The organism is Nocardia sp. NPDC057353, from assembly GCF_042667085.1.
GTDB lineage: Bacteria > Actinomycetota > Actinomycetes > Mycobacteriales > Mycobacteriaceae > Nocardia.
Map to the genome: position 1 here is coordinate 1 of NZ_JBHVAK010000007.1, position 20,696 is coordinate 20,696.

At 73.5% G+C, this 20,696-nt stretch carries 23 protein-coding genes and 1 pseudogene; 8 read left to right on the plus strand and 16 right to left on the minus strand.

The window, feature by feature from the left end; translation table 11 throughout:
• Window positions 1-10: 10 nt before the first annotated feature.
• Window positions 11-745: a nuclear transport factor 2 family protein gene (locus ACFUUZ_RS04970; RefSeq protein WP_378692636.1), complete on the minus strand. Its 735-nt coding sequence runs from the start codon at window positions 743-745 to the stop codon at window positions 11-13.
• A gap of 282 nt (window positions 746-1,027) precedes the next feature.
• On the opposite strand from ACFUUZ_RS04970, the gene ACFUUZ_RS04975 reads away from it, so the two are divergent.
• A complete protein-coding gene (locus ACFUUZ_RS04975) occupies window positions 1,028-1,486 on the plus strand; it encodes a hypothetical protein (protein ID WP_378692638.1) in 459 nt (152 codons plus the stop codon).
• A 38-nt stretch (window positions 1,487-1,524) separates the two neighbouring features.
• Here ACFUUZ_RS04975 and ACFUUZ_RS04980 read toward each other — a convergent pair whose 3' ends face one another.
• Complete coding sequence (locus ACFUUZ_RS04980) at window positions 1,525-3,366, minus strand: anthranilate synthase family protein (protein WP_378692640.1); 1,842 nt, start codon at window positions 3,364-3,366, stop codon at window positions 1,525-1,527.
• Between the two features lie 194 nt (window positions 3,367-3,560).
• Window positions 3,561-4,214 (minus strand): ANTAR domain-containing protein, encoded by a 654-nt coding sequence (locus ACFUUZ_RS04985; protein WP_378692641.1) that lies wholly within the window; start codon window positions 4,212-4,214, stop codon window positions 3,561-3,563.
• 341 nt (window positions 4,215-4,555) lie between these two features.
• Here ACFUUZ_RS04985 and ACFUUZ_RS04990 point away from each other — a divergent pair, with 341 nt between their 5' ends.
• The gene (locus ACFUUZ_RS04990) at window positions 4,556-4,708 is read left to right on the plus strand and encodes a hypothetical protein (RefSeq protein WP_378692643.1); all 153 of its coding nucleotides are present in this window, start codon (window positions 4,556-4,558) and stop codon (window positions 4,706-4,708) included.
• A 45-nt stretch (window positions 4,709-4,753) separates the two neighbouring features.
• Entirely contained in the window at window positions 4,754-5,194 is a 441-nt protein-coding gene (locus ACFUUZ_RS04995) for an ATP-binding protein (RefSeq protein WP_378692645.1), read from the plus strand.
• A 141-nt stretch (window positions 5,195-5,335) separates the two neighbouring features.
• Here the strand turns inward: ACFUUZ_RS04995 and rph are convergent, their stop codons facing one another.
• Complete coding sequence (gene rph / locus ACFUUZ_RS05000; RefSeq protein ID WP_378692647.1) at window positions 5,336-7,918, minus strand: rifamycin-inactivating phosphotransferase; 2,583 nt, start codon at window positions 7,916-7,918, stop codon at window positions 5,336-5,338.
• Between the two features lie 107 nt (window positions 7,919-8,025).
• Complete coding sequence (locus tag ACFUUZ_RS05005; protein ID WP_378692648.1) at window positions 8,026-8,598, minus strand: TIGR03086 family metal-binding protein; 573 nt, start codon at window positions 8,596-8,598, stop codon at window positions 8,026-8,028.
• Between the two features lie 64 nt (window positions 8,599-8,662).
• Between ACFUUZ_RS05005 and ACFUUZ_RS05010 the strand changes: the two genes are divergently transcribed.
• Complete coding sequence (locus ACFUUZ_RS05010; protein ID WP_378692650.1) at window positions 8,663-9,406, plus strand: DUF6597 domain-containing transcriptional factor; 744 nt, start codon at window positions 8,663-8,665, stop codon at window positions 9,404-9,406.
• Window positions 9,407-9,556: 150 nt separating this feature from the next.
• Entirely contained in the window at window positions 9,557-9,997 is a 441-nt protein-coding gene (locus tag ACFUUZ_RS05015) for a hypothetical protein (protein ID WP_378692652.1), read from the plus strand.
• A gap of 8 nt (window positions 9,998-10,005) precedes the next feature.
• On the opposite strand, the gene ACFUUZ_RS05020 is transcribed toward ACFUUZ_RS05015, so the two are convergent.
• The 8 genes from ACFUUZ_RS05020 to ACFUUZ_RS05055 form a co-directional block, all read right to left on the minus strand.
• The gene (locus tag ACFUUZ_RS05020; protein ID WP_378692654.1) at window positions 10,006-10,707 is read right to left on the minus strand and encodes a DUF2993 domain-containing protein; all 702 of its coding nucleotides are present in this window, start codon (window positions 10,705-10,707) and stop codon (window positions 10,006-10,008) included.
• A 68-nt stretch (window positions 10,708-10,775) separates the two neighbouring features.
• Window positions 10,776-11,177 (minus strand): hypothetical protein, encoded by a 402-nt coding sequence (locus ACFUUZ_RS05025; RefSeq protein WP_378692656.1) that lies wholly within the window; start codon window positions 11,175-11,177, stop codon window positions 10,776-10,778.
• 77 nt (window positions 11,178-11,254) lie between these two features.
• Window positions 11,255-11,530 carry a hypothetical protein gene (locus ACFUUZ_RS05030; RefSeq protein ID WP_378692658.1) on the minus strand — a complete coding sequence of 92 codons (276 nt, stop codon included), beginning with the start codon at window positions 11,528-11,530 and terminating at the stop codon, window positions 11,255-11,257.
• A 68-nt stretch (window positions 11,531-11,598) separates the two neighbouring features.
• On the minus strand, window positions 11,599-12,000 hold the full coding sequence (locus ACFUUZ_RS05035; protein WP_378692660.1) for an ATP-binding protein: 402 nt from the start codon (window positions 11,998-12,000) through the stop codon (window positions 11,599-11,601).
• Window position 12,001: 1 nt separating this feature from the next.
• The gene (locus tag ACFUUZ_RS05040; RefSeq protein WP_378692663.1) at window positions 12,002-12,343 is read right to left on the minus strand and encodes an STAS domain-containing protein; all 342 of its coding nucleotides are present in this window, start codon (window positions 12,341-12,343) and stop codon (window positions 12,002-12,004) included.
• A 2-nt stretch (window positions 12,344-12,345) separates the two neighbouring features.
• Complete coding sequence (locus tag ACFUUZ_RS05045; RefSeq protein ID WP_378692665.1) at window positions 12,346-14,316, minus strand: glycosyltransferase; 1,971 nt, start codon at window positions 14,314-14,316, stop codon at window positions 12,346-12,348.
• Entirely contained in the window at window positions 14,313-15,539 is a 1,227-nt protein-coding gene (locus tag ACFUUZ_RS05050) for a PP2C family protein-serine/threonine phosphatase (RefSeq protein ID WP_378692666.1), read from the minus strand. The genes ACFUUZ_RS05045 and ACFUUZ_RS05050 overlap by 4 nt, the downstream gene beginning before the upstream one ends.
• Complete coding sequence (locus ACFUUZ_RS05055; RefSeq protein WP_378692668.1) at window positions 15,536-16,393, minus strand: glycoside hydrolase family 26 protein; 858 nt, start codon at window positions 16,391-16,393, stop codon at window positions 15,536-15,538. The genes ACFUUZ_RS05050 and ACFUUZ_RS05055 overlap by 4 nt, the downstream gene beginning before the upstream one ends.
• Window positions 16,394-16,590: 197 nt before the next feature.
• On the opposite strand from ACFUUZ_RS05055, the gene ACFUUZ_RS05060 reads away from it, so the two are divergent.
• A complete protein-coding gene (locus ACFUUZ_RS05060) occupies window positions 16,591-17,931 on the plus strand; it encodes a serine/threonine-protein kinase (RefSeq protein ID WP_378692670.1) in 1,341 nt (446 codons plus the stop codon).
• 27 nt (window positions 17,932-17,958) lie between these two features.
• Window positions 17,959-18,699 (plus strand): SDR family NAD(P)-dependent oxidoreductase, encoded by a 741-nt coding sequence (locus ACFUUZ_RS05065; RefSeq protein ID WP_378692672.1) that lies wholly within the window; start codon window positions 17,959-17,961, stop codon window positions 18,697-18,699.
• A 30-nt stretch (window positions 18,700-18,729) separates the two neighbouring features.
• Here the strand turns inward: ACFUUZ_RS05065 and ACFUUZ_RS05070 are convergent.
• Window positions 18,730-19,635: pseudogene (locus ACFUUZ_RS05070) on the minus strand (AraC family transcriptional regulator); the annotation flags it as partial.
• An 83-nt stretch (window positions 19,636-19,718) separates the two neighbouring features.
• Between ACFUUZ_RS05070 and ACFUUZ_RS05075 the strand changes: the two are divergent.
• Window positions 19,719-20,144 carry a pyridoxamine 5'-phosphate oxidase family protein gene (locus tag ACFUUZ_RS05075; RefSeq protein ID WP_378692674.1) on the plus strand — a complete coding sequence of 142 codons (426 nt, stop codon included), beginning with the start codon at window positions 19,719-19,721 and terminating at the stop codon, window positions 20,142-20,144.
• Here the strand turns inward: ACFUUZ_RS05075 and ACFUUZ_RS05080 are convergent.
• On the minus strand, window positions 20,141-20,470 hold the full coding sequence (locus ACFUUZ_RS05080; RefSeq protein WP_378692676.1) for a DUF3140 domain-containing protein: 330 nt from the start codon (window positions 20,468-20,470) through the stop codon (window positions 20,141-20,143). The genes ACFUUZ_RS05075 and ACFUUZ_RS05080 overlap by 4 nt on opposite strands.
• Window positions 20,463-20,687: a DUF2945 domain-containing protein gene (locus tag ACFUUZ_RS05085; RefSeq protein ID WP_378692677.1), complete on the minus strand. Its 225-nt coding sequence runs from the start codon at window positions 20,685-20,687 to the stop codon at window positions 20,463-20,465. The genes ACFUUZ_RS05080 and ACFUUZ_RS05085 overlap by 8 nt, the downstream gene beginning before the upstream one ends.
• Window positions 20,688-20,696 lie beyond the last annotated feature (9 nt).

Genomic DNA, 20,696 nt, shown 5'->3' on the forward strand with positions numbered 1-20,696 from the left:
CAGGGGTCGCTCAGCGCTTGGCGTCGCGCCGCGAGACCAGCGCGGGGATGCGCGAGGCCGCGAGCAGGGTCTTGAACTGCCAGCTGTCGTCGCGGGGCAGGATGCCGCCGCGCTGGAAGGCGTCGAAGGCGTCGTAGAGGGTTTCGCCCTCCTCCATGAGCCGGTCGCTGTTGAAGTGGTAGCGGTCGACGGCGGGGCACTGGACGAAGCGGCCGTTGCCGTAGACGACCGGCCCGGTCTCGTCGTAGGGGTAGAGCCGCAGCGGGCCGGTCCAGTGGCCGCTGCCGATGTAGCGGATCATGGTGCGGACCCGGCCGTCGGGGGTGACGTCGAGGTACACCTGGTCGGGGATGGGGTCGTAGCGCCAGTCCGGGATGGCGTCGAAGAAGGCGAAGTTGTACTTCTCGAACTCCGGGATGCCGACGATGGTCCGGCCGAAGGTGGTGACGTCGGTGTAGCGGACGTCGGCGGCGTAGAGCTCGTGGTTGGCGCTCATGTCCTGGGCGAGCCAGCTCCACCAGTACTTCTTGGCCCACTCCATGAGCCAGTTCACCTCGAAGCCGCGGCTCTCGTAGTCGTCGAGTTTGGCCTGGAAGTCCACGAACCACTGCTGGGTGGTCTGCTGCAGTTCGTGCTCGGGAATCGCGCGGATCGGCACCGAGCGGTTGGCGTCGAGCTGCGTGGGCACCGGCTTGGCGAGGCGGGGCCGCGCCAGCGCGGCCTGGAATTCTTCCTCACTGAACACGGGGAGCTCCTTCTCCTTGGGCGGGGACCGGGAACGGACTCCCCAACTGGAAACGAATGATTCATGTAGAATCAAGTGATGTCAATGGGTTGTCGGGGGCGCGCTCCGGCCGGCGCATCGCTATGTGGACTCCCCTCCCGGCTCCCCGAGCGAGGACAAGCTCCGCCTCCTCGCCGAACGGCTCCGGCGATAGGTCGCGCGCCGAGTTCTGTTACGCTGTCCAGTTTTTCACTGGGAAGGGGAAACGGAAACATGGTGAATCGGTCGATGACGGTGGCGTGCGTGAGCGCCGTACTCGCGGCGGGAGCGGTCCTGCTCGCGCCGGGCGCGCAGGGCGCGCTGGAGTTCGATCCGGCGATCGGGGAGTGCGTCCGGCTCGGCGGCACGCTGGACGACGCCACCATCGTCGGCGCGCCCTGCGGCAGCGTGGAGTCGAACTACGTGGTGATCGGCAAGGCCGCCACCAGCGACGGGTGTATCGCGGACCGGGACAACTACTACGCCGAGACGGTGGACGGCGCGGAGGTCGGCGCCCTGTGCCTGGATGTCGACTGGGTCTTCGGCGGGTGCCTCGACGTGGGCGGCGACGATCCGCAGCGGATCGATTGCGGTGCGCCCGCCGTCGAGGGCATCCGGGTGCTGAACCGGGTCGACGGCACCGACGATGTCGCGGCGTGCGCGAGCGGAGTCGGATACCGCTACACCGAGCGGCATTTCGTGATCTGCGTCGAAGACCTCTGAGGGGAGACGCCGATCGACCGGCCGCCGGGGCAGCACCGTCAGCGGGCGGCGAGCGCGTGCGTCACCAGCTCACCGAGGATCTCGGTGCCGTCCGTGGTCAGCACCGACTCCGGATGGAACTGCACCGAGGCGAACCCCGGCCCGCGCAGGGCGTGCACGGCCCCGGTCTCGGCGGCGCTGCACTCCACCCACGGCGGCGGGGTCGCGGCCACGGCGGTGAAGCTGTTGTAGAGCCCGACCGTGGTCCGGCGCCCGAACAGGTCGATGCGGTGCTGGCTGCCCTGGTTCGGTGCGGGCAGCCGGAGGAGCCGCAGCCCGAGCCGTGCGGCGAGCAGCTGGTGGCTGAGGCAGACGGCGAGCAGTGGGCGGCTCTCGCGCAGCCGGTTCCGCACGAGCGCGTCGATGCGGGCGATCCGCGGGTCCGCGGCATCGGTGGGGTCGCCGGGGCCGGGGCCCATGACGAGCAGGTCGGCGGGGTCGGAGTCGGGTTGCTCGCTCCAGCGCCGAACCTGAACGGTGAGCCCGAGGTGGCGCAGCTGGTGCCCGAGCATGGCCGACCACTCGTCCTCGCAGTCGACGATGGTGGCGGTCACCGGCTCGCCCGCGGTGTGCTCGGCGGCGGTGGGCTGGCGGTCGAGCCAGAACCGGGCCAGCGACCCGTTGCGCGCGGCCAGCGCCTTGCGGATCTCGGCGTGTTCGAGCAGCGAGGTGCGGCCGATCGCGGGCCGGTGCCCTGGCTGCGCGCCGAGCGCCTGCAACACCCCGGCGAGCTTGGCGTGGGTCTCGGCGACCTCGGTGACGGGGTCGGAGGCGCGCACGAGGGTGGCGCCGACCGAGGCCTTGACCGTGCCGTCGGCGTGCAGTTCGCAGGTGCGGATGAGGATCGGGGCGTCCAGGGTCTGGCCGTGCTCGTCGCGGCCGAGCAGGGCGAGCACCCCGGAGTAGTAGCCGCGGCCGGAGTCCTCGTAGCGGTGGATGACCCGGGCGGCGTTCTCGATCGGGGAGCCGGTGACGGTCGGCGCGAACATGGTGGCGCGCAGGATGTCCCGGACATCGCGGGTGCTGTGGCCGCGCAGCAGGTACTCGGTGTGGGTGAGGTTGCCCATCTGCTTGAGCGAGGGGCCGAGGACCTGGCCGCCGCGGTCGCAGATCGCGGCCATCATCTTCAGCTCCTCGTCGACGACCATGAAGAGCTCGTCGGTCTCCTTGCGGTCGCCGAGGAATTCGAGGATGGCGACGGGGTCGGGCGCGGTGCCGGGGTGGCGGAAGGTGCCGCTGATCGGGTTCATCAGCACCGTGCCCGCCTCGGCGGAGACGTGCCGCTCCGGGGTGGCGCCGACCAGCGCGAACTCCGGGGTGACGAAGGCGAAGGTCCAGTAGGCGCCCACCTCGTGGCGCAGCAGCCTGCGCAGCAGCACCAGCGCGCTGCGGACGTGGTCGCCGCCGATCCGGCCGCGGAAGTCGCGGCGGATGACGAAGTTGGCGCCCGCGCCGTGCGCGATCTCGTCGGTCACGATCTGCTTGACGATCTGCGCGTAATCGCTGTCGGAGGTGGTGAATTCGCCGCCGCGCAGCCCGGGGCTGCCCGCCGGCAGCAGGTGGACGGCGTCGGCGACCGCGGCGGTGCCGCGCTGCTCGATCAGCAGGCAGGTCAGCGGCGCGCCGTCGTCGTGGCAGGCGAAGCCGCGCTCGGTGATCTGCCGGTAGGGGACGGCGGCGAGGACGGCCGGGCCGTCGGCGTCGTCGGGCAGCGGGATATCGGCGATGGCGGCGACCTTCCGCGCCCGGCCGGTCAGCACGTCGAGGGTGCCGCCGTCGCGGCAGAGCAGGGCGAAACAGTCGTGTTGTCCTTCGAGGACCTCGATCAACAGCTCGGACACCGGGAACCTTTCGTCACGCCTGCCCGAACGGGACTCCTGCCCGGCGAGGCGCGTCCCGATCGGGAAAGGCAGCCTCTGAGCGGAGAATTCGCACGCTGACAGTGGCGCCTAGAGGCGCCACTGCCACACGTGCTGGGTGATCATGATCGAGACCCTACAACAACTTCCGGCGGGTGTCCGCGCACGCGCCCGGCTCAGCCGGGACCCGCGTCGCGCACGGTCAGCAGCAGGTCGTCGAAGCGGGACCGCAGCTCGGCGGGCGCCGGGCTGCGGCCGCTGACCGCCGTGCAGAGCCGGGTCGCGAGCTCCTCGACCGACAGCCCGGTCTCGGTGGACCGCCAGGTGAGGATCTCGCGCGCGCGGTCCGCGGGGATGCCGTAGACGAGCAGCAGCATGCCGACGGCCCGCTCGACCACCGCGCGGTCGGCCAGGAATCGGGTCACCGACTCGTCGACCACCGCCACGCCGTCGGCGCGGAGCGCGGCGGTGAGGTCGACGTGGAAGCCGTCGACCCCCTCGGGGGCGGGCTCGCCGACGACGATCAGCGTGCGCAGGCCCCGCTTCGTGCCGGACACGCGCAGCCGCAGGCAGAAGCGCTCCGCCGCGGCCACGGCCCGGATGAGCGGCTCCCGGTCGTCCCGGTGCACGCGGGCGAGGGCGGCGGGCGCGGTCAGCTGCTCGATCGCCGCGGGCGGTGCCACGGTGGCGGACCACCACACCGTCCCGGTGGCGGGGCGGAAGGAGAAGCGTCCCACGCGCAACGATCCCGCGGCGGCGCGCGCGCCGTCCGCCTCGATCGGAGCGGTGGGGTTCACCTCGCTCGCCGATGCTGCTCGGAAACTCTTCATGCTGGGAAAATCGGTGTTGACCTGCGGGCTATTTCGGATTTCCGGCGTGAGGAGAATCGCGGGGGCTGCGAGGTTTGGGCGATTCGGCCGAGTGCGGGGGGCTCGATTCGCCCCGGGAGCGGCGACGATGCCGCTACCGCTCCGCGAGCGGAGGGCGCCGCCGACGGGCACGATGTCGAACGTCTCACCAGCGCCGTGCAACCGGGGATGTGGGGCTGGGCACGGTGGGGTTTCGCGGCACCGGGGACGGGTCCGCCCGGTTTGCTCCATCGACACGCGGGGTAGCCGCGCCCGAGACGGCTCGAGCGACGGGCGCCGACAGCGCGGAGGAGAAACCACCCATGACCGGACCCCACGACACCGCCGACGGCGAGAGCTCGCCCGATACCGGGAAGGCGCGGGAGGACGGCATCGTCGAGGGTGGCTCCGAGGCGTCCGGAAACCTGGCGGGCCCCGGCCCGCACGGCGATCAGGACGAGGACCCGGACACCTGAACCGGCCTGCGCGGCACGGGAGCGGATGCGGCCGAAGGAGACGACATGAGCAGCGCGGTCGAGCCGCTACGGATCGAGTTCCCCGCGGACCCCGACCAGCTCCCCGCGGTGCGCGGGCGGCTGCGCGAGTGGCTGGCCGGGACGCTCGCCGACCCCGGGCGCGCCTATGACCTGCTGCTGGCCGCCGGGGAGGCCTGCGCCAACGCGATCGAGCACGGCCACGCCGGTGACCGCCGCCCGATCCGGCTCGAGGCGATCGTGGCCCGCGGGGTGGTCCTGATCGGCGTCTCCGACCACGGACACTGGGTCACCCGCCCGGCGGCGCCGGACGCCGAACGCGGCCACACCGAATCCCTGCGCGGCCGCGGCCTGACACTGATCAAGGCCCTGGTGGACGAGAGCCGGGTGACGGTGCTCGACTCCGGCACCACGGTCACCCTGAGCATGCCGTTGGAGACCGAGCCGCTCAGGGATGGGTGGCGGTGACGGCGATGGATCTGCGGCACATGGCGGTTCACCGAGCGCCGCGTCGACATCCACCTCACCGGCGACCTGAGCCGCCACCTCCGCGGGGCCGGTCGGTCCGCGCTCGACCGATGATCCCGGCGGCGCGGGCGCCCGGGTGGATCAGCGGTCGGGCAGCAGTTCGACGTAGCCGTCGGTGCCGTGCACGCGGATGCGTTGCCCGTCGCGGATGAAAGTGGTGGCGTGCTCGACGCCGACCACGGCCGGGAGCCCGTACTCGCGGGCGATGACCGCGCCGTGCGTCATGAGCCCGCCCGCCTCGGTGACCAGCCCGGCGATGGCGACGAAGAGCGGGGTCCAGCTGGGGTCGGTGTAGGCGGTGACCAGGATGTCGCCCGGCTCGAGGTCGGCCTGCGCGAGGTCGGTGAGCACGCGGGCGCGGCCCTCGACGGCTCCGGTGGAGACCGGGGTGCCGGGTAGGGCGTCCGCGGGCAGGTCGGTGCGTCGGTAGGCGCCGGTGACGACTTCGCCGTCGGAGGTGAGGACGCGCGGCGGGGTGAGCGCCTCGTGGGCGCGGAAGGCGGCCCTGCGCGCGGCGATCAGCTCCGGGTCTGCGCGGTGCGTGGCCGCGACCTCGCGCAGCTCGTCGAAGCGCAGGTAGTGGATGTCGTCGGCGGCGTGCAGCACCCCGGCCGCCACCAGGCGCTCCGCCTCGCGCCGCAGCGCCTGCCGGTAGACCGAGTAGCGGCACACCATGCCGTACTTCGGGTATTCGCGGTACCCGGAGAAGGCGCGGACCCGGTCGATCATTCGCTCGGTCGCCGCGGCCTTCGCCGCACCGTCCGGGAGCGCGCGCAGCTCCCGCAGGATCCGCTGTTTCGCCTGCTCGGCTTCGCGCAGGCCGTCGGCGAACTGCCGTGCCGCCGCGCCCGGCTCGAAGGCGGCGACATTGCCGAGGATGGCGGGCAGCAGGGTGGCGGGCTGCTCGCGCCAGCGCGGTCGGGTGATGTCGATCTCGCCGGCGCAGCGCATGCCGTAGCGCTCCAGGAAGTCCGCGAGCGCCGCCCGTGCCTCGGCACCGCCGGGATGGGCGGGGAGGCGGTCGAGGAAGTCGTCCGGGGCGGCGTGCTCGATCGCCCGCAGGTAGGCCACGACCTCCGGGTGCGCGCGGACGGCGTCGGCGACGTCGAGTAGCGCGAGCCCCATCTCCGAGGTGACGTTGCCCGGCACCGAGCGGGTGAGCGCGTCGGCGGCGTTGCGCTCGCCCAGCCAGTCGAGCAGCCGGGCGTTGAGCCACTCGGCGGCGGCCATGGCGGCGGTGATCAGTGCGAGGCCGCGCGGGTCGAACAGGACGCGGCGCAGCTCCTCGATGTCGGCGCGGATGAAGTCGAGCAGCGCCGCCCCGGTGTGGGGCCGGATGTCGCGCTCGAGTACCGCCAGCGATGCCTCGCTCTCCGCGATCAGCTCGCCGATGGTCGCGGGGTCGAGGTCGGGCGGGTCGGGCACGGTGGCCGGGTTCGGGCGGTCGGGTGCATCGATCTCGAGGCCGCGGCGGTCGATCAGGGTGCGCAGGGCGTCGCCGAGCAGGGGATCGGAGGTGCCGAGCGCGTCGACCAGCGCGGCGCGCGAGGCAGGGGCGGCGAGCGCGGCGGTGACGTCGACGAACAGCCGCCCGCCCGCGTCCCGCATGGGCGCGGTGCTGGTGAGCTGCCACAGCGAGATCCCGAGCGGCTTCATGGCGTCGGTCATCATCTGCTGGTGGCCGACCGAGACGTAGACGCGGTCGCCCTCGCCGTCGGGGATGGGGAACAGCGTGGTGACCGGCCTGCTCTGCACGACCAGGACCCCGTCGTCGCCGAGGCACCACTCGATGTCCTGCGGGCTGCCGAAGTGCGCTTCGATCCGGCGGCCGAGCCGCGCGAGTGCGAGCGCCTCGGCATCGGTGAGCACCGGTTCGTCGCGGCGCGCCGGTGCGATCTCCCGCACCGCGGTGCCCCCGGCGGGTTCCGGCTCGACCGCGAGCTTCTTGGTCGCGGTCGCCCGCGCGATGATCGCGTCGCCGCGCACCCGGACGTTGTCGGCGTTCACCAGCCCGGAGACCAGCGCCTCACCGAGCCCGAAGGCGGCGTCGATCGAGGTCACCGTCCGGTCCGAGCTCACCGGGTCGGCGGTGACCAGCACCCCCGCCGCCCGCGGGAAGACCATGGCCTGCACCACCACCGCCATCCGGATCCCGCGGTGCCCGAACCCGTTCCGCTGCCGGTAGGCGACGGCCCGCTCGGTGAACAGCGAACCCCAGCAGCGCCGCACGTGCGCGAGGAGCTCCGCCGCGCCCACGATGTTCAGGTAGCTGTCCTGCTGGCCCGCGAAGGACGCCGTCGGCAGATCCTCGGCCGTCGCGCTGGAGCGCACCGCGTAGGCGCCGTCCGCGCCGAGCCGGGCGTGCGCGGCGACGATCTCGGCGGTGACGTCATCGGGGATCGCCTGCTCCTCGATCGCGGCGCGTGCCCGCGCGCTGAGCACCCTGGTCGCTTCCCGGTCGCCGGGGTCGAGCCGGGACAGCTCGTCGAACAACCCCTCCGGCACCCCCGCCACGACCCGCGCGTACGCCGCCGTCGTCACGCAGAACCCGTCCGGCACCCGCACCCCGTCGACGCGCGACAGCTCACCGAGGTTCGCGCCCTTGCCGCCGACGACCGCGAGCTGCGTCCGATCGATCTCCGCGAAGCTCAGCACATAGGCCATTCCGCCACTCCTCACCTGGGATTTCGCCACGACGCGAGCGAGTATGGCGGAAGATTCGGCCGCTCATGAGGGGGCGGAATCGGGTATACAGTGAAAGGGGGACGGGGTCAGACGGTGACCGGATGCCAGTGCGGCAGCCGCCCGGTCGCAGCGAGAATCCGATCCAGCGTTGGCGCGGAATCGGCCACCGGGACGGCCGGGCCGTAGGCGCCCATCTCCCTTCCCTGTTCGGCGGTCGCGCTCACCTGCTCGAACAGGAAATCCAGCAGCGCGTCGTCCCAGCCGACGTCGATGCCGAGCGCGCGGCCCAGGTCCCAGCCGTGGACCACCAGCTCGCCGACGACCATGCCGCCGAGCAGCGGCGCGGGCAGCACCGCCCCGGCGAACTCGGCGCTACCTCGCCAGGCCTGCGGCTCGCTCCAGGCAGCCACGATGTCGTCGACCCGCGCGCGCAGGGTGTCAGCGAAATCGTGCGGTAGCGGCCGGGTTTCGGGCTCGGGCGGTGCCTGTTTGCGGCCCGCGGCGGCCAGCCCCGGCGCCCAGTACAGCAGGTGGCTCACCAGGGCGGCCACGTCGAACTCGGCGCACGGGGTGGGCCGGTCCAGGTCCGCGGGGGTGATCGCCGCGGCGATCCGCCGCAGGGGTGCGGCGGCCGATGCCATCGTCTCCGGAGTGCTCATGGCCGCCAGCCAACCAGGCCCGCACCCCGCTGTCTTGAACGAACGCGCCACCTACACTCGCGCCATGAGGGATGCCCGTGAGCTGGGCGGAGCCTGGCGGCGGCACCAGCGGCACGAAACGGCCGCCCCGGCGCCGGAGCTGGCGGGCTACGTCGCGCACTACTGGACCGTGCACTGGGACTACGCCGAGCCCTACCGGCAGCTGATCACCGCGCTGCCGCAGGTGCACCTCACCGTCGGCGGCCCCGCGGGCGCGACCGTGCGCGGGGTGACCCGCGGGCACCGCCACCAGACGCTGACCGGGCGCGGCCGGGTGTTCGGCGTCGCCTTCCGCCCCGGCGCGTTCCGACCGATCCTGAAGGCGCCGGTGTCCGGTCTCACCGACCGGGTGGCCGCCGCGGCCGATGTGTTCGGGGCCGAGCCGCCGGAGCACCCGGATGTGGCGTCGATCGAGGAGTTCCTGCTCGCGCGGCTGCCCGAGCCGGACCCGGCGAGCCGGGCGGCCGTGGCGGCGGTGGCGGTGATCGCCGCCGACCCCGAGCTCACCCGCGTGGACCGGCTCGCCGCCGAGCTGGGCTTCCCGGTGCGGACTCTGCAGCGGCTGTTCGCCGAGCACGTCGGGGTGAGCCCCAAGTGGGTGCTGCGCCGGTACCGGGTGCACGAGGTCGCGCGCCGACTCGAGGCGGGCGCCGCCATCGACTGGCCCGGGCTCGCCGCCGAGCTCGGCTACGCCGACCAGGCGCATTTCGTCCGCGACTTCACCCGCATGATGGGCGAGCCGCCGACCAGGTACGCGGCCCGCTACTGAGACCGCGCGGAAGGGCTCCCGGTACGCCGCCGCACCCGATATGCTCGGTGTGCGAACGACTTCCGCCGCGGGCCGTCGATGCCGACGGGGTCATCCGGCTGTCGCGCGGCGAGCGGGAAATCCGAATGCTCGACGGGGGAGGCTCGAACCATGGACATTCGACGACTGGGCGCGGGAATAGCGGCGACGCTGGGGATCGGGGTGCTCGGCGGCGCGACAGCCGTTCCGGCGCACGCGGATCCGCTGCCGCACTGGGCGCCGATCGGCACCACGCTCTACACCTTCGGCGACGCGAACTTCTGCGCCGGAAGCATTTCCGTCGATCTCGAGGCGGCGCCGAAGCGGCCCGGCTTCGTGCGGGCGCACGTCACGCCGCAGGGGTACCTGAGCGGGCCGTGCGGCAACCGGGTCATGATCGGCTGGGTCGGCTCGGCGGGCTTCCGGCACCAGGACGTCTACGTGCGCACCGGCGCCGCGCGCGGCAAGACCGTCACCGTCGACCTGTGGGTGGGGATGGGCCCCGCCAAGATCATGTCGAGCAGCTGGCCGATCCAGGGGCCGTTCGCCGAGTGGTACCTCTACGTGCCGTGAGCCCCCGCTCAGGGTAGCTCCGCGAAGCGGACGTCGGTGGCCGCCGCCGTGACGTGCAGCCCGTCGGCGGCCGGGCGGATGGCGGTGATCCGCGCCCCGAGCGGCAGGTCCTGCAGCGGGATGGTGAAGGCGAGCCCGCGGCTCAGCGCCGAGAGCGGGACCGCGGGGCCGCCGACCGCCGCCTGCACCGAGACCGGGGTGAGTTCGATGCCGCCGTCGGTCGGCGCCATGGCGAAGACGATGGTCGCGGGGACCGGGAACGGGATGCCGTCCACGCGGAAGGAGCCCGTCACGCGCAGCCCCTCCGGGCTGTCGGAGAGCTCGCGGACACCCTCGTCGGCGTAGCGGCGCACGGTCTCGTAGGGGACCACCGCCTCGGCCGTCGCGCCCGCCGCGACCAGGGTCGAGGTGTCGCCCGCGACCAGGTCGGCGAGCGGGGCGGTGACGTCGGTGAGGGTGAGCCGCAGGTCGCGCACGGTGACGTCCCGGTCGCTGTACTCGTCGGCGCGGATGTCGACGGTCTCGTACCGGCCGCCCGCGGCCTGGGTGAGGAACGGGAAGCCGCCGATGGTCACCTCCGGGTCGCGGCCGAGCGCGTACTCGGCGGCGATCCGGCGCCCGATCTCGTTCTGCGCCAGCACCACCGCGATCCGGTCGCCCGCGATCAGCGCGATCGCCGCGACCACGATCAGTATCACCAGCGCGCGCATGCGCTCACCTGCTCGGCCACCGCACCATCATCCCGGCTCCGGGTGGGCGGGGCGAACCATCGCCGCGATCAGGGCGCGTCCAGCACCCCGGCGGGGACGCCGTAGGGCAGGAACCGCACCCGGCGGCGGTCGTCGGTGTTGTCGCGGTGCGCGCGCAGCGCCTCGAGCTCGCTGGGGAAGACCTGGTCGACCCTGGCCGCGCCGCCCGCGTCCACGGTGTAGATGACCCAGACGCCGCTGCCGGACTCGCCGGCGGTCTCGCCCTCGGACGCGGGCGGGGTGCGCGGCTTCTGCTGCGGCGGCGGGGCGAACTGGCCGAGCAGCGCGGCCAGCGAGCCGATGCTCGCGCCGTCGACCCGCTCCAGGTAGCCGCCCGCCTTGCCGATCAGGTCGCGCAGCTCGATTCCCGCCTCACGCAGCGCGCGCTCGACGTCTTCCGGGTCGAGGCCGAAGGGGCCGTTGGTTGCCATCGCATGTGCTCCTGTGGGACGAGTCGATTCACTACGTCCCCGAGTGTCCTCGCGAAATGCCGATCCCGCCACGTCGCCTACGGCCCGGCGCGCAGGGTGCGGGTGACGTACTCGTCCTCGCGGAAGACGAACCGGTCGATCCGCGGCTGGTTGCCGATCACCTCGCCCGCGGCGGCGGGGTCGACGAGCGGGCCGACGAAGGCGTAGTAGGTCCACTCCCGCCCGCTGCCGTCCCGGCGCGGGGCGCGGCCGTGCCGCAGCTCCCGCACCCGCCGCCACAGCCCGGTGCCCGCCGGGTCGGCCACCACGTCGCCGGGACCGACCTCGGTCACCGCCACCGATTCGGTCCGCATGTGCTGATTCTGGCAGCCGCGCTCGCCGCCGTCGCGCCGGAACGACAGCGCCACAGCGGGTCCGGGGCTCAGCTCAGCAGGTGGGTGAGGGTCCAGCGGTTGTGCGCGCCGTCCCTGTCGTAGCCGAACTCGTCGAGCACCGCGCGCGCCAGCGCCAGGCCGCGGCCCCGGTCGGCCATCGGATCCGGCATGGCGGCGGCATCGAGATCGATCCCGGTGGCGGCGTCGCCGTCGTCGGTGAAGACCAGCTGCACCCGGTCCGGTCGCACCGAGATCTCCAGCCGCAGCGTGGCCGCGGTCCCGTGCTCGACGATATTCGCCCCGATCTCCCCGGCGGCCAGATCCAGGTGCAGCCGCACCGGCTCCGGAACCGGGTGCGCGGCCCAGACCTGTTCGAGCGCGGCGTGGATGGCGGCGAGGGCACCGGGGCCCGCCGCGGTCCGCAGCACGTGCGCGGCCGGGTCGGTCACGTCAGCGCTCGGTGTCGAAGGCGGTGTCGGCGCTGGGGTAGCTGCGCAGCACCCGGTCGAGCTTGGTGAGCGCGAGCACCGTCCGCACCTGCGTGGAGGGTGCGGCGATCCGCAGGTCACCGCCTGCCTGGCGGGCGGCCTTGAGCCCGGAGATCAGCGCGCCGAGCCCGGAGGAGTCGATGAACTCGGTGCCGCCGAGGTCGACCACCACCCGCGGCGCCGACCCGTCTGCCAGCGCGTGCAGCGTCTTGCGCAGGTCCGGTGCGGCGACCATGTCCAGGCGGCCCTCCGGGCGCACCACGACCGCCCCGGAATCGGCGGTGCGGGTGGGAAATCGGCTCATCGTCATGCCTCCGGTTCGTAGCCGTGATAGCGGACCGCCTGGAACACCACGCTCAGGATCAGCAGGTCGAACACCACCCACACCAGATTCACCACGACGCCGAGGGTGGAGATCGCGCCGACGTACAGCCGCACGACGCCGACCACCGTCGCGCCGGTCAGCAGCGCCATGGCCAGCAGCTGCCACTTCACCAGGTGCCAGGGCAGCGCGTCGCGGTGCTGCTTGGTCTTCGGGGTCACGGCGAAGCCGAGCGGCCGGTCGAAGTAGACATTGCGGAAGGCGGTGACGCAGGCCCGGATCCACACCGGGAACAGCGCCAGGCTGTACTGCTGGCCGCGCCAGGTCGGAGTGCCGCGGCTCACCACCAGGAACAACAGCTGGTTGAGCAGCAGGAACGGGATCAGCCTGCCGAAGAAGTCCCAGCTGTAGGCGGTCACCGGCATGATCCCGAAGATCAGGAAGATCATCGGCGCGGCGATGTAGGCCAGCGCGGCGAACCCGGCCAGGTAGCTCCACATGGTGGCGAAGTACATGAGCCGCTGCCCCCACGAGAGCCCGCGCTGCACCAGCGGGTTCTCCTTCAACATCACCTGCACGGTGCCCTGCGCCCAGCGCAGCCGCTGGGTCAGCATGGTGCCGATGTCGTCCGGGGCCAACCCCCAGGCGAGCGGCTCGTGGTGGTAGGCGGTGTGCCAGCCCTGGGCGTGCATGCGCATGCAGGTCGCCATGTCCTCGGTGACCGAGATGGTGGCCATCGGCAGGATCGGCTGCGCCTCGTCGTCGCGGCCAACGTCCACCGCCCGGATCAGCGCCCCGATCGACTCCAGCGCGCCCAGCGGCGACCACTCCCGGCCCGCCAACCCGGCCAGCACCTCGTCGTCGAAGAGCACCGGGGCCGGGCCGTCGCCGCCGGAGAGCGCGCGCAGCTCCTCGATCGCCGCCAGATCGGCGCGCATCGCCGCCACGTCGGCGTCGACCAGGCTGCGGGTGGCCGCGTCCACCCGCAGCTGGAAGCTGTAGGTGAGCTCGGCGAGCGGCTCGCCCGCGCGCAGCTCGCGGCGGGCGTCGCGCACGGCCTCGCGCACCGCGTCCAGCGCGGCCAGTACCCGCGGGTCGGTGGTGCGGCGGCGGGCCGAGGCGAGGATCTTGCGGGCGGCGTAGAGCGTGCGCCGCACCCCCTCCTCGACCGCGTCGACGTAGCCCGCGATGCCGAGCCGCATGAGCGCCTCGCGGCGCAGCACCGCATTGGAGCCGCAGAAGTAGGCGGCGTTCCAGCCGTCCTTGCCCTGCTGGATCGGGCCGTAGAACAGCGGCGCCTGGCTGCCGAGCGGGTCGCTCGCGGGCACGTTGACGAAGTACTGCGGGGTCTGCACCATCGCCATGTCCCGGTCGTGGAAGTAGCCGAGCGTGCGGTCCAGGATCTCCGGCTCCGGGATCTGGTCGGCGTCCAGGATCAGGATGTACTCGGCGTCGGTCTCCATCAGCGCGTTGTTCAGGTTGCCCGCCTTGGCGTGCCGCGGCTTGTCGTCCCAGTGCGCGCTGCGGGTCAGGTAGTCGATGCCGCGCTCCGCGGCCGCCGCGGCCAGCTCGCCGCGGTCGCCGTCGTCCAGGATCCAGGTGCGGTGCGGGTAGTGGATGCGCTGCGCCGCCTCGGCGGTCTCCAGCACCATCTCCACCGGTTCGTTGTAGGTGGTGACGAAGACGTCGACGGTGGCGCCGTCCGGCGGGGGCGGCGGCGTCGGCCTGCGGTGCCACTGCCACATGGTCATCCCGAACAGCAGCGAGTCGACCAGGCTGTAGGTCTCGGCGATCACCAGCGGCACCGCGATCCACCAGGCCGACCAGTTGGTGGCGACCAGCCAGCGCCACGCCACGTAGTTCACCCCGAGCGCGGCGGTGAGCACGATGAGCAGCCGCAGCCAGGGCGAGGGCCGCGGCCTGGTGGTCGTGGTGTCCGCGACGGTCGCGCTCACACCGGCTCCCGGCGCACCGCGATCACCGTGGCGTCGTCGAGCGGCGGGAACCGCTCGGCCAGCTCCCGCACGGCCGCGCAGAGCCGCTGCGGATCGGGGTGCAGGCGCGCGAACTCCGCGACGGTGTGCGCCCCGCCGAGCGGGTCGAGCAGCTCCAGCAGCCCGTCGGAGGCGACGGTCAGGGTGTCGCCCGGCTCCAGCCGCACGCTCTGCGCCACCCAGTGCTCGTCCTCGGCGATGCCCAACGGCAGCCCGCCGCCGGTCAGCACAACCGACTCGCCGCCCGCCCTGGTGAGCACGGTGAGGCCGTGCCCGGCGTCGACGTAGCGCACCGTGCCGCTGGCCGGGTCGAGCCGGGCGTGGAAGAGCGTGACGAAGGTGTCGGTGCTGGTCAGGTCGTCGGTGAGCTGCGCGGCGACCGCGTCGACCACCGCGCCGAGATCCCCGTCGGCGCCGACCCGGTGCACCGCGCGCGAGGCGCCGCGCAGCGCCGAGCGCACCCCGGCGGTGAGAATCGCCGCGCCGAGCCCCTTGCCCATGACGTCGGCCAGGGTGAAGGCCAGCCCGGCGCCGTCGCGGTAGTGGTCGTAGAAGTCGCCGCCGACGGCGTGCGCGGGCAGGCAGGTCGCGCAGACCCGATAGCCGGGCAGGTCGCCCAGCGGCTGCGGCAGCAGCCTGCGCTGCACGATCGCCGCGCGCTCGAGGTCGTCGGCGCTCTCCAGTTCGCGCTGTGCCCAGCCCGCCAGCTCCCGGAAGGTGGCCAGCTGGGCGTCGTCGAGCGAGCGCGGCACGGTGTCGTAGAGGCAGAAGGTGCCGACCGCGTGCCCGCCCGGGCCGAAGAGCGGGTAGCCCGCGTAGAAGCGAATCCCGCCGTCGCCGCCGACCGTCGGCAACTCGGCGAACTCCGGGACCGCTGCGGCGTCCTCGAGCACCAGCGCGGGTTCGGCGGGCGCGGTGTAGGCGCGGGCGATGGTCGCCTGGCACACCGCCTCCCGCCGGGGGTTGTGCGCCCCCAGCTCCAACCCGTCGAGCTGCTTGAACCACTGCCGGTCGGCGTCGATCAGGTTCACCGAGGAGGCGGGCACGCCGAACACCATCCGCGCCATCCGGGTGATCCGGGCGAAGCGCTCCTCCGGCGGGGTGCCCGCCAGGTGCAGCTGGTCCAGCGAGTGCTGCCTGGCCGCCTCCACCTCGGGCGGCAGCGCGAACCCGGCGGCGGTCACCGCAGCGCCCCGCGCAGCGCCCGCGCCGACTCCGGGCTGCTGGTCAGCCGCCAGTCGGTCTCCTTGTCGTGGTCGAACCAGACGAAGCCGGTGACCGCGGGGTCGGCGGCGAGCAGCGCGACCAGCGCGGTGATCCACGCCGGCTTGTCGCCGCCCGCCTCGGCGCACCCGACCTCGGTGACCAGGATCGGCTTGCCGAGCCCGCCCAGCGCGGCCAGCGCCGGGCCGAACAGCTCGTCCGGCTCGACCCACCGGCTCCACGGCTGCGAGGTGCCCCAGTTGTAGCCGTCCACCCCGAGGACGTCGACGTACCCGTCGCCCGGATACCACTCCAGCGGGACCCGCTCGAACGGGGCGTTCGGCGCCCAGATCCACCACACCGCGGCCTCCTCGGCGGCGAACAGCGCGTGCAGGCGGCGCCACGCGGCCACGTAGACCTCCGGCGCGCCCGACCACGGGTACCAGTCGCCGTTGAACTCGTGGGCGAAGCGCAGCCCCACCCGATAGGGCGCCAGCGCGCGCGCCCAGCCGCGAACGTGGTCGTCGTGCGCGCCGGCCGCGATCGCGGCGAGCGGGAACGCCGCCCGGTCGTACCGCCCCGCCCCCAGCGCGCGCCACGGCTCCCAGGTGACGATCGGGGTGACCCCGGCCGCGGTGAGCGCGCCGATCTCGGCCACCGGAGCCGCCGCGGCGAAGTCGGTGAACCACAGCACCGCCTCCGGCGGCACACCCACCGCATCCGCGGTGACATCGCGCTCGGCCGCCGCGAGCGCCCCACCCGGCGTGCTGATCCCGAATCGGAGCAACCCCGTGACCGGGGATTCGGCTGACAGCGCCTCCGGGACAGTGTTCATCGCACTACTCCTCCGGTAGCGGTGGTTGACGGACGCCCACGTCGAAACAGTACCCGGCTACCTTCTCGCAAATCGGTGTTTCGCCGCGGCCGGGCCGCTCGCTACGGTGGAGCGACCGCGCCGGTCCGCCTGCGCGGTTTCCGGCGCGGCACAGCGGTCATACCGCGACGGGGGAGCGCGCACGGGAGGTTCTGCACATGGGCGAGACGTGGTTCGGCCACTACCGCCTCGATCGGCTGCTCGGCAGCGGCGGCTCGGGCCGGGTCTGGCTGGCCACCGACACCGCCACCGGTCGGGACGTCGCGCTCAAGGTGCTCGCCGCCGACCTGGCCGCCGACCCCGGCTTCCGGCGCCGGTTCACCCGCGAGGCCAGGCTCGCCGCCCAGCTGCGCGGCCCGCACACCGTCACCATCCACGGCTTCGGCGAGTACGACGGCAGGCTCTACCTGGACATGGAGCTCGTCGACGGGATCGACGCCGCCGAGCTGCTGCGCCGCGAGATCCGGCTCGCGCCCGGCCGCGCCACGAACATCGTGGCGCAGGCGGGGACGGCGCTGGCGGCGGCGCACCGGATCGGGCTCGTGCACCGCGACGTCAAGCCGTCGAACCTCATGGTGACCGCGGGCGAGTTCGTCTACCTCATCGACTTCGGCACCGCCACCCGCGACGGGCAGCCCGCCATCACCGCCACCGGCCAGCTGGTCGGCACCCTCGGGTACGTCGCGCCCGAACGCTTCTCCGGCGCCGCCGACGCCCGCTCGGACCAGTACTCGCTGGCCTGCGTGCTCTTCGAACTGCTCACCGGTCGGCGGCCCTTCGGCGACGGCGACTCGCCGCAGCAGGTGCTCGCCCACCTCATGACCGCCCCGCCCGCCGCGAGCATGCTCAACCCCGCCGTCCCACGCGAACTGGACGCGGTGATCGCCCGCGGCATGGCGAAGGAGCCGGGGGCGCGCTTCGCCGACGTCGAGCAGTTCGTCGCCGCCGCCCGCGCGGCGGCCGGGGGGAGCGATATCCCGACGGTCGACATCGCCCCGCCGACCGTGGCGGGTGCCGCGTACTCGTACCCGCAGCCCGCCCCGGTCACCCGGCCCGACACCGCGCCGACGGGCGGCAAGCGGCCCCGGATCGCGGCGGCCGCGCTGGCCGGACTCGCCGTGGTGATCGGCGGCGGGCTGTACCTGAGCCGCCCGGACGGCACCGGCATCACCGACGGCGCGCCGACCACCCCGCCCGCCGCCACCGGCACCCTGCCGCCGCGCAGCGCGGCACCCATCGCGGCCACCCCCGCCCCACCCGTGGCCGACCCGTGCCCGCCCGCATGCGGGGAGCGGGCGGCCGAGCCCGCGCCCCCGGTGGTCGCCCCCGAGCCGACCGTGGCGAGCGTCGGCTCCCCGCCGAGCCCCGGCGACAACGGCAACTCCGCCACCCCCGGCAACGGGAACTCGGGCAACGGAAACGGCAACTCCGGCAACGGCAACGGTCCCGGCAGCAACAACGGCAACGGCAAACCCAAGCCGCCCAAGCCGGACAAGTAGCGCCCGCCGCGCTCTATCGTGACCCCCATGAGTGACATGTCGGGAAAGGTCGCGCTGGTCACCGGCGCGTCATCGGGGCTGGGCGCGGCGGTGGCCGGGCTGCTCGGCAGGCGCGGAGCCACCGTCTTCGGAGTAGCCCGCGACGAGCAGCGCCTCGCCGCCGTCGTCGAGCAGCTGCCCGGCGGCCGCTACGCCACCGCCGACATCGCGGACGCCGCCGCCTGCCGCGACGTCGTCGCCCGCTGCGCCGCCGACCTCGGCCGCCTCGACATCCTGATCAACGTGGCCGGACAGCACGCCATGCGGCACACCGTCCAGGTCACCGACGAGGAGTGGGAGCGCGACCTCGCGGTCAACCTCACCGGCCCCTTCCACCTCTGCCGCGCCGCCATCCCGCACCTGCTCGAGGCGGGCGGGAACATCGTCAACGTCGCCTCCATCGCCGGGATCGAGGGCCAGGCCTACTCCGCCGGGTACTGCGCCGCCAAGCACGGCCTGGTCGGGCTGACCCGCGCGCTCGCCGTCGAATACACCGCGCAGCGGCTGCGGGTCAACGCCGTCTGCCCCGGCGGCATGCTCACCCCCCAGGTCACCAACTTCACCCTGCCCGACGGCGCCGACCCGAACCTGGTCATGCGGGTGGCCTCACCGCGCGGGCTCAGCGAGCCCGACGCCGTCGCCGAGCTCATCGCCTTCCTGGCGAGCGACGCCGCCGCCGCCGTCCACGGCGCGGTCTACACCGCCGACAACGGCAAGACCGCCGGCTGAGCGGGCGGGCGCGCGCCGCCGCGACCGGAACTCGCTCGGCGCCACCCCGCGCACCCGCTTGAACGCCGCGCTGAACCCGAACGGATCCGAGTAGCCCACGGTGCGCGCCACATCGGCGATCGTCGACTCCCGCTCGACCAGCAGATCCGCCGCCAGCGTCATCCGCCAGCGGGTCAGGTAGGTCAGCGGCGGCTCGCCCACCAGCTCGGCGAAGCGCTTGGCCAGCGTCGAGCGCGACACCCCCGCGCGCCCGGCCAGCGCCGCCACCGTCCACGGCGCCGCGGGGTCGGCGTGCAGCAGCCGCAGCGCGTCCCCGACCACCGGGTCGCGCTGCGCCGCCCACCACGCCGGTGGCTCGCCACCGGGCCGGTCGAACCACTCGCGCAGGGTGCACACCAGCATCCAGTCCAGCAGCCGGTCCAGCACCACCTGCTGCCCGGGGACGTCGGCGGCCACCTCCGCCGCCAGGTGGTCGAGCACCGCGTCCCCGGTCCCGCCCGACCCCACCCGCAGCACCGGCGGCAGCGCCTCCAGCAGCCGCCCGGAGATCTCCCCGCGCACCGGGTACGCACCCACGATCAGCGTGGTCGCCCCCGGCGCCGGATCACCGCAGTCCGCCCACCCCAGCCGGTACCTGGCACCGCCCTGCTCCGGCCCCGAGCAGAACGCCCCGCACGCCACCGGTACCGCCGCCGTCCCCGGATCGTCGACGAAGGTGAAGGTCGCCGGGCCGCGCACCACCGCCGTCTCGTAGGCGCGCACCGGCTCCGGCGGCCCCTCCACAGGCACGATCCACCCCGACCCCGACAGCACCGTGCACAGCGTCAGCGGCGCCCCGTCCACGAAGTGCAGCGACCACGGCGGAGTGAGCGTCGAGCTGCCGAACAGCGAGCCCTGCGCCCGCACCCCGCGAATCAGGTCCCCGAAGACATCCATCCCGCCGAGCGTAGACGAATGGACAGGCAATCCGGCGTCTCACCTATGGCACTGTCCGACGGCGCCGCGTTGAATCGGGACTTATGAGCGCCGACCCGAACCTCACCGCCGACGACATCGCCTTCCTGCGCCGCCCCCTGCACGGCTTCCTCACCGTCGCCGCCGGACCGACCCCGCCGCAGCCGCGCCCGATCTGGTACGAACTCGCCGACGACGGCACCGTCCAGTTCTTCACCGAGGCCGGCGCCGCCAAACTGCGCAGGCTGCGCACCGACCCGCGCGCCTCGCTCGTGGTCGCCGCGCCGGTCGGGGAGCGCGAACGCTGGGTCTCGGTCGCGGGCCCGGTCACCGTCGAACCCGACGGCGCCCGCGAACTCTGCGACCGCCTCGCCGCCCACTACTGGGACCTCGGCGACCCCGACCGCGCCGCCGACCTCGCCGCCATGCGCGCGGGCGACCTCGTCCGGGTCACCCTGCACCCGGAGAAGGTCGCCCGCGTCGGCTACTAGCCCTTCTTCAGCGGATCGTGGCCCCAGTTCATCAGCGAATACCGCCACTTCGTGTCCTCGACATCCCCGGACGGCCGCTGCTTCGCATGCCGGTGCACATACCCGACCACCTTGCGCATGTGCGCGTAGTCGTCGGCATCGAGCTCGTCCGCCGCGAGGATGTCGAGGATCCGGCGGCCACTGTGGTGCCCGGTCGACTCCCCGCCACCGTCCGGCTTCTGACCCACCGCCTTCGACTCGTCGGTATCCAGCCAGCGCCGCAGCTCCGCACCGGTCATGTTGACCGCCTCGTCGAACTCGGCCTTCGTCTTCGCGTCGTCACTCATCGCCGGCCGGTTTCAACGCCGACGGCTTGTGCACCGCGTCGCGGCCGCTCTTGTCGCTGCGCACCCGGTACTGCGGCTCGTCCTTCGACGCGCGCACCGTGCGCCCGGCCGCCTCGGTATCGGAGGTGATCTTCTCCTCCACCTTGCCCTCGGCCGTACTCCCGTGGCTCTTCCACTCCACCTTGTCGCCCTTGCGGAACGTCTCGTCCTTGCTCATGCACGACTC

Coding starts and splice junctions, on each gene's coding strand:
- ACFUUZ_RS04985 (WP_378692641.1), bottom strand. CDS start 4,214: ATGAAGAGTTTCCGAGCAGCATCGGCGAGCGAGGTGAACCCCACCGCT.
- ACFUUZ_RS04990 (WP_378692643.1), top strand. CDS start 4,556: ATGACCGGACCCCACGACACCGCCGACGGCGAGAGCTCGCCCGATACC.
- ACFUUZ_RS04995 (WP_378692645.1), top strand. CDS start 4,754: ATGAGCAGCGCGGTCGAGCCGCTACGGATCGAGTTCCCCGCGGACCCC.
- rph (WP_378692647.1), bottom strand. CDS start 7,918: ATGGCCTATGTGCTGAGCTTCGCGGAGATCGATCGGACGCAGCTCGCG.
- ACFUUZ_RS05005 (WP_378692648.1), bottom strand. CDS start 8,598: ATGAGCACTCCGGAGACGATGGCATCGGCCGCCGCACCCCTGCGGCGG.
- ACFUUZ_RS05010 (WP_378692650.1), top strand. CDS start 8,663: ATGAGGGATGCCCGTGAGCTGGGCGGAGCCTGGCGGCGGCACCAGCGG.
- ACFUUZ_RS05015 (WP_378692652.1), top strand. CDS start 9,557: ATGGACATTCGACGACTGGGCGCGGGAATAGCGGCGACGCTGGGGATC.
- ACFUUZ_RS05020 (WP_378692654.1), bottom strand. CDS start 10,707: ATGCGCGCGCTGGTGATACTGATCGTGGTCGCGGCGATCGCGCTGATC.
- ACFUUZ_RS05025 (WP_378692656.1), bottom strand. CDS start 11,177: ATGGCAACCAACGGCCCCTTCGGCCTCGACCCGGAAGACGTCGAGCGC.
- ACFUUZ_RS05030 (WP_378692658.1), bottom strand. CDS start 11,530: ATGCGGACCGAATCGGTGGCGGTGACCGAGGTCGGTCCCGGCGACGTG.
- ACFUUZ_RS05040 (WP_378692663.1), bottom strand. CDS start 12,343: ATGAGCCGATTTCCCACCCGCACCGCCGATTCCGGGGCGGTCGTGGTG.
- ACFUUZ_RS05055 (WP_378692668.1), bottom strand. CDS start 16,393: ATGAACACTGTCCCGGAGGCGCTGTCAGCCGAATCCCCGGTCACGGGG.
- ACFUUZ_RS05060 (WP_378692670.1), top strand. CDS start 16,591: ATGGGCGAGACGTGGTTCGGCCACTACCGCCTCGATCGGCTGCTCGGC.
- ACFUUZ_RS05065 (WP_378692672.1), top strand. CDS start 17,959: ATGAGTGACATGTCGGGAAAGGTCGCGCTGGTCACCGGCGCGTCATCG.
- ACFUUZ_RS05075 (WP_378692674.1), top strand. CDS start 19,719: ATGAGCGCCGACCCGAACCTCACCGCCGACGACATCGCCTTCCTGCGC.
- ACFUUZ_RS05080 (WP_378692676.1), bottom strand. CDS start 20,470: ATGAGTGACGACGCGAAGACGAAGGCCGAGTTCGACGAGGCGGTCAAC.
- ACFUUZ_RS05085 (WP_378692677.1), bottom strand. CDS start 20,687: ATGAGCAAGGACGAGACGTTCCGCAAGGGCGACAAGGTGGAGTGGAAG.